We start from the raw sequence: 17,367 nt of genomic DNA, 5'->3' as shown, positions 1-17,367 counted from the left end.
GCGATGAGGGGCATCCAGCCAGCATCCAGGCAAGCTGACACACCGGTATCGCGAGCAGGCTCGCTCCCACAGGGGATTGCTGGACCCGAGGTGATGGCATGAACACCCTCCCATACGCCTGGGCCAAGGCCCAGCGCCTGGTTCTGCGCCAGGGCGACGAGGGCGCGGTGTTGATGGTGTGTCCGTCCACGCCCGGCTGGTCCATCAGCGAGGTGCGCCGTCAGTTCGGCGAGGTGCGCCTGGAGCGGGTCCGCGACGAGGAACTCGACGGCCTGCTCAACACGGCCTACGCCGACACCGGCAGCGCCGCCGCCGTGGTGGGCGCGGCGGAGAACGAGGTGGACCTCGACCGCCTGATGCAAGACATCCCCGAGATCACCGACCTGCTGGACACCCAGGATGGCGCACCGGTGATCCGCATGATCAACGCCTTGCTGACCCAGGCCGCGCGGGACGAGGCCAGCGACATTCACATCGAACCCTTCGAGACCCATTCGGTGGTGCGCTACCGGGTCGACGGCACCCTGCGCGACGTGGTCTCGCCACGCAAGGCCCTGCACGGCGCGCTGGTGTCGCGGATCAAAATCATGGCCCAGCTCGACATCGCCGAGAAACGCTTGCCCCAGGACGGTCGCATTGCCTTGCGCGTGGCCGGGCGGCCCATCGACATCCGGGTCTCGACGGTGCCCACCGGCCACGGCGAACGGGTGGTCATGCGCCTGCTGGACAAGCAGGCCGGGCGCCTGCAACTGGAAACCCTGGGCATGGACGCCGCCGTGCTGGGCAAGCTCGATCACCTGATTCGCCAACCCCACGGCATCGTGCTGGTCACCGGCCCCACCGGCAGCGGCAAGACCACCAGCCTCTATGCCGCCCTGGCCCGACTGGACGCCAGCGTCCACAACATTCTCACCGTCGAGGACCCGGTGGAATACGACCTGCCGGGCATCAGCCAGATCCAGGTCAACGCCAAGATCGACATGACCTTCGCCCTGGCGCTGCGGGCGATCCTGCGCCAGGACCCGGACATCATCATGATCGGCGAGATCCGCGACCTGGAGACCGCACAGATTGCCGTGCAGGCGTCCCTCACCGGGCATCTGGTGCTGGCGACCCTGCACACCAACGATGCGGTGTCGGCCGTCAACCGGCTGATCGACATGGGCGTCGAGCCGTTCCTGCTGGCCTCGTCGATGCTGGGCGTGCTGGCCCAGCGCTTGGTGCGCCGGTTGTGTTCGAACTGCAAGCAACCGGATCCGGCTGCGCCCGGCACCTGGCGCCCGGTGGGCTGCGCAAGTTGCAACCAGACCGGCTACAGCGGCCGGACCGGCATCCATGAGTTGTTCTGCATCGACGACGACATCCGCACGCTCATCCACCAGGGCGCCGGCGAACAGGCCCTGCGCGCCGCCGCCCGCCAAGCCGGCATGTTCAGCCTGCGCGAGGACGGTGAGCGCTGGGTGCGCAGCGGCGCCACCGCGCCGGAAGAAATCCTGCGCGTGACACGGGACGCCTGATGAATCGCTACCGTTTCGAGGCCGCCGACGCCCAGGGCAAGGTCCAATCCGGGCACCTGGAAGCGGACAGCCAGAGCGCGGCGTTCAGCCTGCTGCGCAGTCGCGGGCTGACCGCGTTGCAGGTCGAGGCCGAGCGCAACACCGCACAGGCCAATGGCGGCGGGCTGTTCAGCGCCAGGCTTTCGGACAACGACCTGGCCTGGGCCACCCGGCAACTGGCGAGCCTGTTGGGCGCGAGCCTGCCGCTGGAAGCGGCGCTGAGCGCCACGGTGGAACAGGCCGAACGCAAGCACATCGCCCAGACCCTGAGCGCGGTACGCGCCGATGTGCGCAGCGGCATGCGCCTGGCCGAGGCGCTGGCGGCGCGGCCTCGGGACTTTCCGGAAATCTATCGGGCGCTGATCGCCGCCGGCGAAGAGTCCGGCGACCTGGCCCAGGTCATGGAGCGACTGGCGGATTACATCGAGGAACGCAACAACCTGCGGGGCAAGATCCTCACGGCGTTCATCTACCCGGGCGTGGTCGGGCTGGTGTCGATCGCCATCGTGATTTTCCTGCTCAGCTACGTCGTGCCCCAGGTGGTCAGTGCGTTCTCCCAGGCTCGGCAAGACCTGCCGGGACTGACCCTGGCGATGCTCACCGCCAGCGATTTCATCCGTGCCTGGGGTGGGCTGTGTTTCTGCGTTCTGGCCGGCGGCTTCTGGGGGTGGCGGATGTATTTGCGCAACCCAACGGCACGGCTGAACTGGCATGCGCGGGTGCTGCGCCTGCCGCTGATCGGGCGTTTCGTGCTGGGCCTCAATACCGCGCGATTTGCCTCGACCCTGGCGATCCTCGGGGGAGCGGGGGTGCCGCTGCTGCGGGCGCTGGAGGCGGCACGGCAGACCTTATCCAATGACCGTTTGAGCCTGAGCGTCAGCGACGCCACCGCCAAGGTCCGCGAAGGGGTCAACCTGGCGGCGGCCTTGCGGGTGGAAAAAGTCTTCCCGCCGATACTGATCCACCTGATTGCCAGCGGCGAGAAAACCGGCTGCCTGCCGCCGATGCTCGAACGCGCCGCGCAAACCCTGTCCCGCGACATTGAACGCCGGGCCATGGGCATGACCGCACTGCTGGAACCGCTGATGATCGTGATCATGGGCGGCGTGGTGCTGGTGATCGTCATGGCGGTGCTGCTGCCGATCATCGAGATCAATCAGTTGGTGCAATAACCACGCACCCCCAGCTGACACAAAACCTGTGGGAGCAAGGCTTGCCCGCGATGAAATCGTCGCGGTCCCGCTTGAATCGAGTTGCCTGTATCGCGAGCAAGCTTTGCTCCCACAGGTTCCCCCACAAAAGCGGCCAGGCAAAAAAAATCTGGCCGCCGGCACACCTCCCGAGCCTCACCCGGCTCAAACTCGGGTTCCCCGTTCTGTCATCTTCCGCCGCCCGCGACCACCCGCCGCCAGCCCCACCACAAACCCCTGTGACTTTGCCGTCGAACCGGCTGTGAATCCCGCTCTAGAGCCCTCGAACACCCGAGAAAAAACCCGCGGAATCAGCCTTCAGCTCCCGAGGTTTTTTCCTTTATCTGTCACCGGAACCTGCGAATTTCTAACCCATGGCCTCACCCAACGCCTGCGGCACCGGACCGAGCGCCATGACGGCAAGCATGCGTCACCTACCTAACGTACGAACACGATGAAAGGAGATTCTTCATGTTTAAGCGCAACGTTCTCGCGGTATCCCTGACCCTCGCTGGCCTCTGTGCCGCCCAGGCTGCCATGGCTGATGTCAATGGCGGTGGTGCGACCTTGCCACAACCGCTGTACCAGACTTCCGGTGTACTGACCGCCGGTTTCGCCCCTTACATCGGCGTGGGCAGCGGCAACGGCAAACTGGCGTTCCTGAACAACGACTACACCAAGTTCGTGGCCGGCGACACCAGCAAGAACGTGCACTGGGCCGGCAGCGACTCCAAGCTCAGCACCACTGAGCTGAACAACTACGTCACCGCTCACGGTGCCGCCTGGGGCCCGCTGATCCAGGTGCCTTCGGTGGCCACTTCGGTCGCCATTCCGTTCAACAAGACTGGCACTGCCAACGTTGATCTGAGCGTCAACCAACTGTGCGGCGTGTTCTCCGGCCGTCTGACCGACTGGAGCCAGATCACCGGTTCTGGCCGCACCGGCGCGATCACCGTGGTATATCGTGCAGAAAGCAGCGGCACCACTGAACTGTTCACCCGTTTCCTGAACGCCAAGTGCGCTGAAACCGGCACTTTCGCCGTCACCACCACCTTCGCCTCCAGCTATAGCGGTGGCCTGCCAACTGGCGCGGTAGCCGCTACTGGCAGCCAGGCTGTGATGACTGCGGTGAACGCTGCCCAGGGCCGCATCACCTACATGAGCCCGGATTACGCCGCAACGACTCTGGCCGGTCTGGACGACGCCACCAAGGTTGCCCGTGTTGCCGGTGTTTCCCCAGCACCTGCCAACGTGTCGGCTGCCATCAGCGCCGTAGCTGTTCCCGCCGCTGCCAACCGCGCCAACCCGAACGCTTGGGTACCCGTGTTCGCTGCCGTCGCCAACCCTAACGATCCAAGCGTCGTGCCTTACCCAACCACCGGCTACCCGATCCTGGGCTTCACCAACGTGATCTTCAGCCAGTGCTACGCCAATGCTGCTCAAACCACCCAGGTGCGTGATTTCTTCACCCGTCACTACAACGCCACTGCGGCCAGCAGCAACGACGCGGCTATCACGGCCAACCGCTTTGTGCCGCTGCCAGGTGCCTGGAAATCCGCCATCCGCGGCAGCTTCCTGACCGCTTCGAGCGCTCAAAGCATCGGCAACACCAACGTCTGCAACGGCATCGGTCGTCCGCTGTAACACCCCATCCGAGCGACACGTAACACCTGTCAGCAACGGCGAAAGCCGTTGCTGACTTTTGCGTAGTGCCGTCATCAACACAGCCACATGAAATTTTCATGACAACCGTTCGGTCCCGAACGGCTGCAACCGCCTAACCCCTATAACCAACGCTGGCAGCTTGATGGCACTGCGTTGCGCGCCCTTAGAGCAAACCGAAGGATGAGTAGGATGCTGCGCTGCAAACCCCAGACGAAACTGCAGGCCCCCCGTCGCGATGGCGAATTGTCGATGCTGCGGCTCAAGCCGTTGGCCCAGGCCATTGCCCTGCTGATGGTGGCCGGCAATGCCCAGGCGGCGACGGCGTTCAGTTCGGCCTGGTTTGCCGCCAAGGGCGCGACTCAGGCCGGTGGCGCGGCGCGGCCCACCACCGCACAGCCCGGCATGCCGCCGCCCCTGGCGCAACAGCAGCGGGCCAATGCGCAGTTGCAGCGTTCCCTGACCAACCTCAACAACACCGTGGCCGCCATCGCGGCCCAGCAGGCGGCGCAAGCTGCCGGGCGGCAAGCCGCGCTCGGGCAGGTCCAGGTCGTGCCGGATGGCTTGGGCGAGGGCGGGCTCAAGGTCGACAACAGCCTGACCCAGGGCTGGCTCAACGCCAAGGGGCCGCAGCAGTCCCAGAGCGGTGGCAAGACCACGGTGAAGATCGAGCAGACCGCCGACAAGGCGATTCTCAACTGGGAAACCTTCAACGTCGGGCGCAACACCACGGTGGATTTCCAGCAGCAAGCGGACTGGGCGGTGCTCAACCGGGTCAACGACCCCCAGGCGCGCCCGAGTCAGATCCAGGGCCAGATCAAGGGCAGCGGCACGGTGATGCTGGTCAACCGCAACGGCATCGTTTTCAGCGGCAGCAGCCAGGTCAACGTACGCAACCTGGCGGCGGTGGCGGCCAACATCAGCGACGAACAATTCAGCCAGCGCGGGTTGTACGTCGATGCCACTGGCACCCAGCCGACCTTCACCGATGCGGCGGGCAAGGTCGACGTGCAGCAGGGCGCGCTGATCGAAACCCACCGCGCCGCCACGTCCACGGCTGGCGGCGGCTATGCCTTGCTGTTGGGCTCGGAAGTGGAAAACGCCGGCTCCATCATCACCGCCAAGGGCCAGACCACCCTCGCGGCCGGCGACAGTTTTTACATCCGTCGCGGCCAGGGCACCAGCGGCAACCTGCGTTCAACCACCCGTGGCAACGAAGTGGCGACGTCCCTCAAGCCCGGCAGCAGCGCCGGCACGGTGATCAACAGCGGGCTGATCCAGGCGAGCGCGGGTGACATCACTCTTACCGGGCACCGGGTGGAGCAAAACGGCGTGGCGGTGGCCAGCAGTTCGGTGGACACTCGCGGCACCGTGCATTTGCTCAACGCCATCAGCAACAGCAGCGCCAGCGTGACCCTGGGGCAGGGCAGCACCACCGCCGTGCTGCTCGACGCTGCGGGCGGCAGCGCCCTGGACAGCCAGCGCAACGCCGGACCGGCCGGCCTGGACGGCACGCCGAACAACCTGATCTCCGGCCCGTTCAACAACCTCGGCAGCGTGGTCGACCGCAGCGACCAGTCCCGGGTCGAGATCGTCAGCGGCGGCAGCGTCGACTTCCAGAACGGTTCCATCACCCTGGCGACGGGCGGGCAGGTTGCGGTCAGCGCGGCCGGTCGCAGCCTGGTGCGCGATGGCGCGGTGATCGACGTTTCCGGTGCGGTGGGCGTCAAGGTGGCGATGGAGTCCAACTCGATCAAGGTCAACGTGCAGGGCAACGAGCAGCGTGACGCGCCGTTGAATCGTGAGGGCGGCAAGCTGACCAACAACGATGTGTGGGTGGACGTGCGCGACCTGGTCTACGTCCCGGCGGGCACCAACGGCTACGCCACTGACCGCTGGTACACGGCAGGTGGTCTGTTGGAAGTTGGCGGTTATCTCGGCACCCGTGGGCACAGCGTCGGTGAGTGGGCGGCCCAGGGCGGCACCGTGACGTTTGCTGGCAACGACGTGGTGACCCAGCAGGCTGCTCAGTTGAACCTGTCCGGCGGCACCCTGGATGTACAGAGCGGGTACTTGCGCCAATCCTGGCTCATGGGTGCCAATGGTCGTCTGTATGAGCTGTCCAAGGCCCCGGGCGACATCCTCTACACCGGTCTCTACAAGGGTTACGAAGACCACAGCCAGCGCTGGGGCCAGACCGATTACTACTACAACCCGCTGATCGCCCCGCGCGAGCGTTTCGAGGCCGGCTACACCGTCGGCCGCGATGCCGGCAAGCTGGTGGTGTCGACCCGCAACGCCGTGCTGGAAGGCCAGATCGTCGGCGAGGTCTACCAGGGCGAACGCCAGACCCAGGCGCCGAACCTCAACCTCGACGGCTACCAGCAATCGCAAAACGCAGTGGCCCGTCGAGCGCAATTATGGGTGGGCAGCTACACGCCGATCCATGACAAGACCAGCGGCGTCATCAACAGTGGCCTGAACCCCACCTTCGATCAGGTCACCCTTGGCAAGGTGAACGACAAGCTTGCTGCGGGGTTGGACCTGACTTCGGTGGTCGGCACTGATCGGCAAGGCAAGCTGGTGCTGGACAATGAATTGCTCAATGGCTTCCAGCTCGGCGCGGTCAAGGTAGCGGCGGGTGAAGGCATCAAGGTCGACGGCGTACTCAAGGTCGCCGACGGCGGCGACATCACGCTTTATGCCCCGCAGGTCGAGGTGAACGCCGACCTGACGGCCCGCAGCGGTCGGATTTTCCTGGGCAACGTGCTCAAACAGGTCAGGACCGATAATTTCCAGCTGGGAGACGTCACACTTTCACCCGCCACGGGGCAGCGGGCGACGGTCACATTGGGCGAGGGCGTCAAGCTGAACACCGCCGGGCGCTGGAGCAATCTGCTGCTCGACGGCAACGACCGCCAAGGCCTGCCGTTCATCAACGGCGGCAGCGTGTCCGTGCGCAGCAGTGGCGATATCGATGTGCAGCAGGGCAGCCTGATTGACGTCAGCTCCGGTGCTGCCGTGATGGCCGATGGCAAGACTCGCGGCGGCAAGGGTGGGGACTTGACCTTGACCGCGAGTACCGGTGCATCGTCCGGCAGCGGCGACTTGAACCTCGAAGGTGAACTGCGCGGTACCGGCGCAAGTGGCGGCGGGACCTTGAAGCTGGCCGCCAGCAAAGTGCTGATCGGCAACAGCGGCACCCCCCTCGAACCCGGCACTCTGCAACTGGGCGGCGATTTCTTCGACAAGGGTTTCTCGGCCTATGACATCACCGGCAACGAGGGCCTGACTGTGGCCGACGGGACCCGGGTCGATGTGACCATGCCGGTGTACCGTGTTGGTGAGCAGGCGTTGGTCACCGGCAACGACGCAGAGCCGGTCGCAGCCTTGCAGCGCTGGACGCCGCAGCTGTATCAGGAGGACGCGATCAAGGCTGTCCTGACCCAGCGTCGTGGCGCGAGCCTGAGCCTCACCGCCGGTACCGCGAATTCCAGCGCCGTCGACATGGCGAGCACGGTATTGAGCCTGGGCAAGGGCAGCGTCATTACCGTTGATCCAGGCCAGGGCATCGACGTCCGGAGCAGCGGGCAATTGACCGCCAACGGCACGCTTGACGCCTGGGGCGGGCGGGTCAGCCTTACCGAGTTGAGCGTCGATGATGCGGTTCGCGATCAGGTCAATGCCCAGGGCCATGGTCGTTCCATCTGGCTGGGCGAGCAGGCGCTGATCGATGTCTCCAGCCGGGCCGTGACTGCCCGGGATATGCGCGGCCAGGCCTACGGCCTGGTGCGCGATGGCGGGCAGATTGTCATCGGTGGCCAGATTGATGCCGCGAAAGGATCGACGTCTGCCTCCGAGCTGTTTGTGGTGGTGCGCGACGGTGCCCGTCTGCAGGCGGATGGCAGCCAGGCCGTGCTGGATGTTCCCGGCCAGGGACGCACGGTGGTGGCGAGTAATGGCGGAAGCATTTCCCTGGTGTCGGCCAACGGCCTTTACCTGAACGGCGATTTCAGCGCACGTTCGGGCGGCACAGGGGCCGCCGGGGGCCGGTTGTCGGTGGCGCTCGAAACCCCTTATTACCTTAATAGCTCGCTCGAGAACCGGGTCTTGCAGGTGCGTGAGCTGGTGCTGGGGCAAACCGCCCAGGCGAGCACGCTGGGCGATACGGCCGAGGCCTCGGCGGACTCCCTGGTCTACGGTCATGGGCGTTTGGGCGTGGAGCAAGTCCAGGCGGGCGGCTTCGACAGCCTGGTTCTGTTGAGCAACGGCCTGATGAGCTTCGATGGTGACCTGTCGTTGTCTCTCGGCCAAAGTCTGAGCCTGCACGCTCGCAGCTTCGGCTTGAGCGCAGCCGCGCCAGCTGATACCCAAGTCCAACTCAATGCCCCCCATGTTTTGCTGGCGCGTCCAACGGGGAAAGTGAGCAGCCGCCCGACTTTGGAGGGTTACACCCGACCAGTGATGGATGGCAACGATGTGTCCCTATTGGCGAACAAAGCGCTATTTTCCGTCAACGCGGACCTGTTGGATGTGCAAGGCAATGTGATGTTCAGCAGCAAAGGCATGCTGAGACAGGCCGATGGCACCATGGTTGGGCTTGAGCGCGCCGGGTTCGACCGGGTCCAGTTAAGCAGCAGCGGTGATATGCGATTCCTGGCAGGGATCTCCAGCGACGGATTGCCTACGGGCTTTACCACACAATTGGTGACCCCTTCGGACATGATCCTGCAAGCGGCGCAACTGTATCCGGCGACCGGGGTTGGGGCTCGAGTATTGGCGGGGTATGGATGGGGCACATCTAACGGCACCTCTCTTTACGATCCGACGCGCAGCCTGGTTATCGGGCGAACCACCCAGGCCATACCACAAGTGCCTTATTCGGCATTCGGTCACTTGCAACTGGGCAGTGCGCAGATCGAGCAGGGTGGGGTCGTTCGGGCGCCGTTGGGATTAATTGAAATCGGCACCAATGACATCACTGGCGTCACTGCCCGGGTGGATTTGCTGCCCAACAGTCTCACTTCAGTCAGTGGCCTCGGTCTGGTGCTGCCTTATGGCGGTACCGTCGATGGTCAGAGTTATGAGTACGCGGGCAAGAAGGTGGTGTTCCTGGGGCAAGGGGCCATGCCGTCTGTCAACGGTGATCTGAACATCGGCGTGATTCTGGGCGGAAAGTCTGTAATGGCCCAGGAAGGCTCGGTACTCGATCTTTCCGGTGGTGGTGATCTGCTCGGCGCCGGTTTCATCTCCGGCCGTGGTGGTTCCACCGATGCGCGCTTCAACCCGCTGGTGCAAATTGGTGCCAACGGCGGCTTTACGTTGCCTGGCCTGTCCAGCAACCCGGTCTATGCCATTGTGCCGGGTAATCAGAGTGCATACGCGCCAGTGGCGCCCGAGGGCGGCGCCGTCGACCCGAGGGTCGGCCAGCAAATCACCATCGGTGCCGGTGTGCCGGGGCTGGCCGCGGGTACCTATACACTGATGCCGTCTACCTATGCCTTGTTGCCTGGGGCGTTCCGGGTGGAGGTCAACGGCCTCGCGGGTCAGGGTTCCACGACGGGTGCGTTGCAGATGCGCAACGGCTCCTGGACCACCGCCGGGGTGCTGTCGGTGGCCAATACCGGGCAGCGCAACAGTCTGGCCAGCCAGATCATCCTGACTTCAGGCGATGTGCTGCGTCGCTATTCGCAGTACAACGAAACTAGCTATGCCCAGTTCGCTGTAGCCGACGCCGCACGCCTGGGTGTGCCTCGGGCCCTATTGCCGGTGGACGCCAAGACCTTGAAGTTGAAGCTGGCCCCAGGGGCGGGAGACCAAGCGTTCTCCTTCAAAGGCATTGGTAAGTTCGCGCCTCAGAAAGGTGGCTACGGCGGCACTGTCACGGTAGTGGGTAATGTGGGGGGCGCGCTGGAGGTAGTGGCTGATGGACGCGGGGCTACGGCTGGCTTCGAAGGTGTGACACTCAATGCCGAAAGCCTCAATGCGTTGAACGCATCGCGTCAGGTGATTGGCGGCCAGTTCTATACGCTCTATGGTCAGGGCGCAAATTACATCACGCCGACATTTGCAGCGTCGTCCAGAGTGATCTTGCGTGAAGGCGCGACGCTAGCGGCACCGGAAGTTTTCCTGGTGGCCAACGGCGAGTTGTCGATGGAACAAGGCGCGGCCATCAACACCATCGGCCGTGGCGCGGCGGCCTACGATGCTCGTGACGGTTTTGTTTATGACCTCAATGTGAACGGCCAGAATTTGAGCTTGCTGGCCGCCTCCAACGGCTTGCTCAACGTGCTGGCACCCTCATCGGGCAGCAACGGCACGATCAACATTGGTGGATGCAGCCTGACGCCCTGCAGTGGCGTCACCCGGATTCATTCCGAAGGCAGCATCGCCGCCGCTACCGGGGGCAGCCTGGAACTGGACGATCGAGTGCGCTATGGCACTCGCCACTTGACGCTGGCCCTGAGCAATATCAACGTCGGTACCTCCCCGGCATTGAGCGACGCAGCGGCGCGTAATGTCTTGCCGGCCGGTCTGACCCTGAGCCAGACGGTACTCGATCGCCTGTTGCGCGGGGACACCGAATACGGTGCCCCGGCCCTGGAAACTCTTGAACTGTCAGCTCGTGAGGCGTTGAACTTCTACGGCACCGTCAGTCTCGACACCTATGACTCGGCGACGGGCAAGTCGCGGTTGGCCAACCTGATGCTCAGCACCCCGGCCATCTATGGCGCCGGCGACGCCAACGACGTGGCGGCCATCCGCACCGCCAACCTGATCTGGAACGGTGCCGTCGGCGCGCCGGGCTCGGTCATTGCCGGCGGGGCCGGCACCGGCGCCGGTCGCCTGGACATCCAGGCCCAGCGCATCGAGTTCGGCTATGGTGAATTCGCCCAGCCGAGCTCGGTCACTACCCTGGACCGTCTGGCCCTGGGCTTTGCCAACGTCAACCTCAGCGCCAGCGAGCGTCTGACCGCTAACCACAAAGGCAGCCTGGCGGTCCATCAGACCCAGGGTGCATACGACCCGAAAGCAGGTTTCGCCTACAGCGGCGGCAACCTGAATATCCTCACTCCGTTGTTGACCGGTGAAGCCGGTTCGATCAACCGCATCACCGCGGGTGGGGCGATCAACGTGGCGGGTGCGAGCGCTAAGCCGGGCACCGTTTCCGGGCTCGGTGGCGAGTTGTCCCTCAAGGGCGCCAGCCTCAACCTGGCCAGTGCGGTGGTGCTGCCCAGTGGCAAGCTGACCCTGAGCGCGACCCGTGACCTGACCCTGGCCGATGAGGCCCTGATCGACGTGGCGGGTCGCACGGTGACCTTCAACGATGTGACGCGCTACAGCGCCGGTGGCGAGGTGATTCTGCAAAGCCAGAACGGCGACATCCACCAGGCCGATGGCTCGACCCTCGACTTCTCGGCCCGCAACAACCAGGCCGGCCGGCTCAGCGCCGTGGCCTTGGACGGGGCGGCGGGGGTGGTGGACCTGCAAGGGCGGATTCTGGGCAGCAGCACGGGCGAATATGACGCCGGCGGCACCGCCATGCCGTACCTGGCCGGCAGCGTGGAGATCCAGGCCCAGCGCCTGGGCGACAGCGGCAGCCTCAGCGAACAGTTCGCGGCGTTGAACCAACGGTTGAACGATGGGCAGGTGTTCGGCGCCCGGGGGTTCCAGCTCAAACAGGGCAGCCTGGTGATCGGTGACGGGTTCAAGGCCTCGTCGATCAATGTGTCGGTGGACAACGGCAGCCTGCTGGTCAACGGCAAGGTGGACGCCAGCGGCGAGCGCGTTGGCAGTATTTATCTGGCCGCCGGCAATGCCCTGACCCTGGGCAGCGCGGCGGTGCTCGATGCCCATGGCCGACGCCTGCGGGTGGACAGCTACGGCAAGATCATCGACTCACCGAACCGCGCCATCGTGGACCTGACCACACGACAAGGGCTGCTGACCCTGGGCAATGGTGCCCGTATCGACCTGCGCCATGGCACCGAGGTAGCGCTGGGCAGCAAGCCGGGCCTGCATGACGGTCGCGCCCGCGGAACATTGCAGCTCAACGCACCACGACTGGGCGGTGTTTCAGGCGGCGACGTGGCGATCGATGCCAGCGGCGCCGTGGATGTCCAAGGCGCCCGTTCGATCTCGCTAGTGGCCATGTGGCAATACGATGATGCACCGCTGGTCAACGTACCGGCGGCCAGCGGCAAGCCTTATCAGGTCATCAATCAAGCGTGGTTGAACGATGTGCATGACGACAACACCGCGTTCATCACTCAGGCCCACGCCAACGACGATCTGTTGCAGCGCAAACTCGCCGGCCTCGACAACAGCCGCTATCGCGAGGTGTTCCATCTGCGCCCTGGCGTGGAGGTGGTGAGCGCGACGGCCGATGGCGACCTGGTGGTCCAAGGCGACCTGGACCTGTCGCGTTATCGCTATGAGAGCCTCAATCCGCATAACCAACTGGACGAGAATGTCTATGGCTCCGGCGAGTCCGCCAGCCTGACGTTGCGCGCCGGGGGCGACCTGAATATCTATGGCAGCATCACCGACGGTTTCGCCCAGCCGCCGGCCAGCAACGACGACAAGGGCTGGGTCCTGTTGCCAGGCATCGATTTCGCGGCAGGCGATATTGTCGTGCCGGGCGCGGGCGTGACGCTGGCGGATGGCACAGCGTTTCCGGCGGGCTCGGTGCTCAACTTCGACGTGCCACTCAAGGGCACCACCTTGGCGGCGGGAACGCGTCTGCCGGTGGCGGCAACGCTCGACCAGCCACTGCTGCTGCCGGCCGGTACGGTGCTGGCCGCGGCGGTGCATGACGCCTCGGGTAACCTGTTGTTGGCGGCAGGCACCTTGTTGTCGACGGCCCAGACTTTTGACGCGGGAACGGTGTTCGGGGCCGGTAGCCTGATGAACAGCAGCGTCACGGTAAGGAACCTGATCTGGCCCAAGGGCGTCGCGCTGCCTGGCATCGCGAATGCGAGCAACGGCCTGACCAATGTCCAGCGTCTCAGCGGCGATCTGTCGCTGAGCATGGGCTCGAAGATCCCATCGGGCACCGACATCAAGTTGCCGACCGGGGTCGACTCGGTGCAGCTGCGCCCGGAAGTGGCGGGCAGCAACTGGGCTATTGCGCCGATGCTGGCCGAGGGGTCGCAGTCCTGGTCATTGCGCCTGGTGGCGGGTGCCGACACGCAGGCGGCGGACAGCCGGGTCGTGCAGCCTCTGACGGCTGGCGGGGACCTTCATTTGGCGGACAGTCATTACGGTATGTTTGGTAAGGCTGGGGCTGGTGGGGGTTTGGTATGGACTGCAGAGGGGGCGGAAAACTTCGGAGATCCGAGCCTTGAAGGCAAGTTCATTGATTTTGAAAACGTTGCCTATCCGGGGATGTGTGAAGACACCCCATCGTTTTGCAAGACCAGTAGCGGCTTCGTATGGACGGAAGAGGGGGCGGAAAACTTCGGATATCCAGACCTCGTGGGGCAACCGATTGATTTCGAAAAGGATGCGTATCCTGGAATGTGCGACGACACCCCGTCGTTTTGCAAAGCCATTGGACAAACCGAGTACAAAGCCGGCAGCCAACGCTGGAGCGTGATTCGTACCGGCGCAGCAGATCTTGAGCTGTTCTCGGCAGGCGATCTGAAAATGGATTCGCTATACGGCGTCTATACCGCCGGTAGATCGGCGAGCACGACTTTTGCCAATGATCCTTACAACCAGCCCAAGGCGCTGGGAACGGCGGGTAAGGTGCTTAACGATGCACTCGGTGAAAACGAGCAATTTGTCGATGGCGGTCCCCACAGTCTTTACCGCGCCTGGTACCCGGATTTTGGCGGCAACCTGACTCTGAACGTTGGCGGTAGCCTGACCGGCAATGCAATGGATGTGGTGACTAGCAGCAGTAATACGCGACCCAATCCCGGCGATTTGGGTTATGACACTGCGAATGTCGGAAACTGGCTGTGGCGGCAAGGCAACGGTTCGGTTTCTACCGGTACCCAGGCGCAACCCGCTGCCTGGTGGATCAATTTCGGGAGCTATACCGCAGCACAGAATGGCAAGGCTGACTTGATGGTTGGATTTACGGGGTTGGGTACCTTGGGCGGCGGTAACCTGAATGTTCAGGTCGCGGGTGATGCCGGGGTGCTCGATCAAATGGCGGGTAGTCTTCTTGAGCCGCGCAGCAACAGCCGCAGCCAGGGATTGGTGCTGGCCGTAGGCAGTACCGGGCGTGTGGGCACCGATGGCAGTCTGCAACTGACCGGCGGCGGTGATCTCAATCTGCACGTGGGCGGTGCTTTGAATCCCGGGAGCTTGTTCACGAGCGGGCATCTCAACGGTGCGGTCATCAACTTGCGGGGCCACGCCCAGATCGACAGCGGTGCCATCGGCCGAATCGACCTTCGCTACGGCAACGCCCCCACGGTGCAGTCCCCCCGAGAGACACGAGCGTACGATTCCTTCAAATCCACACGCGGTGAGGCTGCCGGCGGGCTGACTCTGATGCCGGGCGACGCCACGTTCAATCTGTCTACCTTGGGCGATCTCATCGTACAAGACGTTGGCGACCCGGGGCGGGCACCGATGATGAGCGCGTCTCCATTCAAAAGTGGCGCGATTAACGGATCGGGTGTGAGCTGGTTTACGCTGTGGACGGCCAACACGGCGATTGATCTATGGACGTCGGGGGGTAACCTGACGCCTCTGACGTCGGGGGTGGATACGGACCTTGCAATGGTCTACCCCTCGATCCTGCGGGCTGTGGCGGCCAGTGGCAGCTTGTATTACGGCAGTGCCAAGGTGACAGGTAGCAGCCCGATCTACGAGGGTAACAATCTTCCGGCGCTGCTGCTCGCACCTGGCTCCAACAGTGAGTTGCAATTGCTCGCGGGCGATTCCATCTACGGCGGCGACATGTCGGTCAGCCGTTCCGGTGCCGCATCGACTGCCCTGGCGACGCCATTTCGACCAGCCTATGCCGCTTCTGTCGACAACGGCATCAGTATCAGGATCAGCAATCTCTCAGCCGATGGCAACCCCGCTCGCCCCAGTGCGAACATTTTGCCGCTGCTTGCCTTCGACACCAGCAGCGCTTCCAGCGAATGGGCCTTCAATGTCGATCCTGCTCGCTTCTATGCGCTTGAAGGCGATTTGCTGGCAGTCACCACCGGGCGGTCGATGACATCGGTTTCCACGGCCAGATGGCCTGGGCGAATTGCATATGAAGGCGCTGGAGCTGTCCGGATGATGGCTGGGCGGGATATCGTCAGCAGCGGAATACCGCTGGCCGGATCGCGCAGTGATAACGCTGAAGCGGGGAACTACACCGTCGCCGGCAACCTCTTCATCCACAACAACCCCACCGACATCTCCATCGTCTCGGCCGGGCGCGACATCCTCTACAGCAACTTCAACGTCGCCGGCCCCGGCCTGCTGGAGATTACCGCCGGGCGCAACATCCTGATGGAGGACAAGGTCGGCATCACCAGCCTCGGCGCCGTGGTACCGGGGGATTCGCGCCCTGGCGCAAGCCTGGTGCTGCAAGCCGGCGCGGGCCTCGATGGGGCGGATTACGAGCGCTTCGTCAAGGCGTACCTGGACCCGGCGAACCAGGCCCTGGCCGGCGTGTCCCTGGCGAGCCAGGACGGTAAGGTCGCCAAGACTTATGAAGCGGAACTGGTGGAATGGCTGGAGCAGCGCTTCGGCTTCAGCGGCGACAGCGAGCAGGCCCGCAGCTATTTCGCGGCGTTGCCGGCCGAGCAACAACGGGTGTTTGCCCGTGACGTGTACTTTGCCGAGCTCAAGGCCGGTGGGCGTGAGTACAACGAAGCCGGCGGCGTGCGCCAGGGCAGCTATCTGCGTGGGCGCGAGGCTATCGCGCTGTTGTTCCCGGAGAAGGACGTGGCGGGCAATGCGATTACTTACAAAGGTGACATCACGATGTTCGGCGGCGCAGGGGTGCACACCGATTTCGGCGGCAGCATCCAGATGCTTACCCCGGGCGGCGGCCAGACCTTCGGTATCGAGGGCAACGCACCGCCGTCCACGGCGGGGGTGATCACCCAGGGCGAGGGCGATATCCAGCTGTACGCCAGGAACAGCATCCTGCTGGGGCAGAGCCGGATCATGACCACCTTTGGCGGCTCGATCCTCGGCTGGTCGGCCCTGGGCGATATCAACGCCGGTCGCGGGTCGAAAACCACCGTGGTCTACACGCCACCCAAGCGCTTGTATGACACCTGGGGCAACGTGACCCTGTCGCCTTCGGTGCCGAGTACCGGTGCCGGTATCGCCACCCTCAACCCGATTGCCGAGGTGGCCCCGGGTGACATCGACCTGATCGCGCCATTGGGCACCATCGATGCGGGCGAGGCGGGGATCCGGGTGTCGGGCAACGTCAACATCGCGGCGCTGACCGTGGTGAACGCGGCCAACATCCAGACCCAGGGCAAATCCACCGGCGTGCCATTGGCGGTGACGGTCAACACCGGCGCCATCACCTCCGCCAGCTCGGCGGCCACCTCGGCCACCCAAGCGGCGGAAGATGTCGCCCGCCAGCAGCAGAACGCCGCGCGGCAGAACCAGGCGTCGGTGTTCACCGTGCAGGTGGTGAGCTTCGGCTCCGAACAACTGGCCCCCTCCCGCGACGGCGCCAGCCGCCAGACGCCACGGGCCTACGACCCCACCAGCCCGGTCCAGGTGCTCGGCGCCGGCCCCCTGGACGAACAGACCCGCCAGCGACTGACCGAGGAAGAGCGGGGGCGGTTGAGTTTGTGATGACCAACAGACCGAGCCGGCCCCATCGCGAGCAGGCTCGCTCCCACAGGGGAATGTGAGTACAGCTGAAAGAGCAAAGTCGGCTGTCAGTGCCTGCGTTCGGGCATGCCGAGCCTAGGCGAGGCACCGAGTGGTGGGGCAAGAGCGTTTTGCTTACTTTTGCCTGGGCCGGCATTCCG

Annotated in this window: 4 protein-coding genes; all 4 read left to right on the top strand. The window is 64.4% G+C overall.

Annotation, left to right across the window (positions count from 1 at the left end; translation table 11 throughout):
- Positions 1-98: 98 nt before the first annotated feature.
- Positions 99-1,517 carry a type II secretion system ATPase GspE gene (gspE, locus tag J7E36_RS20925; protein WP_215007246.1) on the top strand — a complete coding sequence of 473 codons (1,419 nt, stop codon included), beginning with the start codon at positions 99-101 and terminating at the stop codon, positions 1,515-1,517.
- Positions 1,517-2,728, top strand: a complete 1,212-nt coding sequence (gene gspF, locus J7E36_RS20920; protein WP_215007244.1) for a type II secretion system inner membrane protein GspF — start codon at positions 1,517-1,519, stop codon at positions 2,726-2,728. Before gspE ends, gspF begins: the two co-directional genes overlap by 1 nt.
- A gap of 489 nt (positions 2,729-3,217) precedes the next feature.
- Positions 3,218-4,390: a substrate-binding domain-containing protein gene (locus J7E36_RS20915; RefSeq protein WP_215007242.1), complete on the top strand. Its 1,173-nt coding sequence runs from the start codon at positions 3,218-3,220 to the stop codon at positions 4,388-4,390.
- Between the two features lie 210 nt (positions 4,391-4,600).
- The gene (locus J7E36_RS20910) at positions 4,601-17,188 is read left to right on the top strand and encodes a filamentous hemagglutinin family protein (RefSeq protein WP_215007240.1); all 12,588 of its coding nucleotides are present in this window, start codon (positions 4,601-4,603) and stop codon (positions 17,186-17,188) included.
- The last annotated feature ends 179 nt before the right edge of the window (positions 17,189-17,367 follow it).

This window comes from Pseudomonas fluorescens (genome assembly GCF_018614775.1).
GTDB classification, from domain to species: Bacteria; Pseudomonadota; Gammaproteobacteria; order Pseudomonadales; family Pseudomonadaceae; genus Aquipseudomonas; species Aquipseudomonas fluorescens_BY.
This window is presented reverse-complemented; position numbering and strand designations above follow the sequence as displayed.

Excerpts from the sequence above, each read along its gene's own strand:
- gspE (WP_215007246.1), top strand. The coding sequence starts at position 99 with ATGAACACCCTCCCATACGCCTGGGCCAAGGCCCAGCGCCTGGTTCTG.
- J7E36_RS20915 (WP_215007242.1), top strand. The coding sequence starts at position 3,218 with ATGTTTAAGCGCAACGTTCTCGCGGTATCCCTGACCCTCGCTGGCCTC.
- J7E36_RS20910 (WP_215007240.1), top strand. The coding sequence starts at position 4,601 with ATGCTGCGCTGCAAACCCCAGACGAAACTGCAGGCCCCCCGTCGCGAT.
- gspF (WP_215007244.1), top strand. The coding sequence starts at position 1,517 with ATGAATCGCTACCGTTTCGAGGCCGCCGACGCCCAGGGCAAGGTCCAA.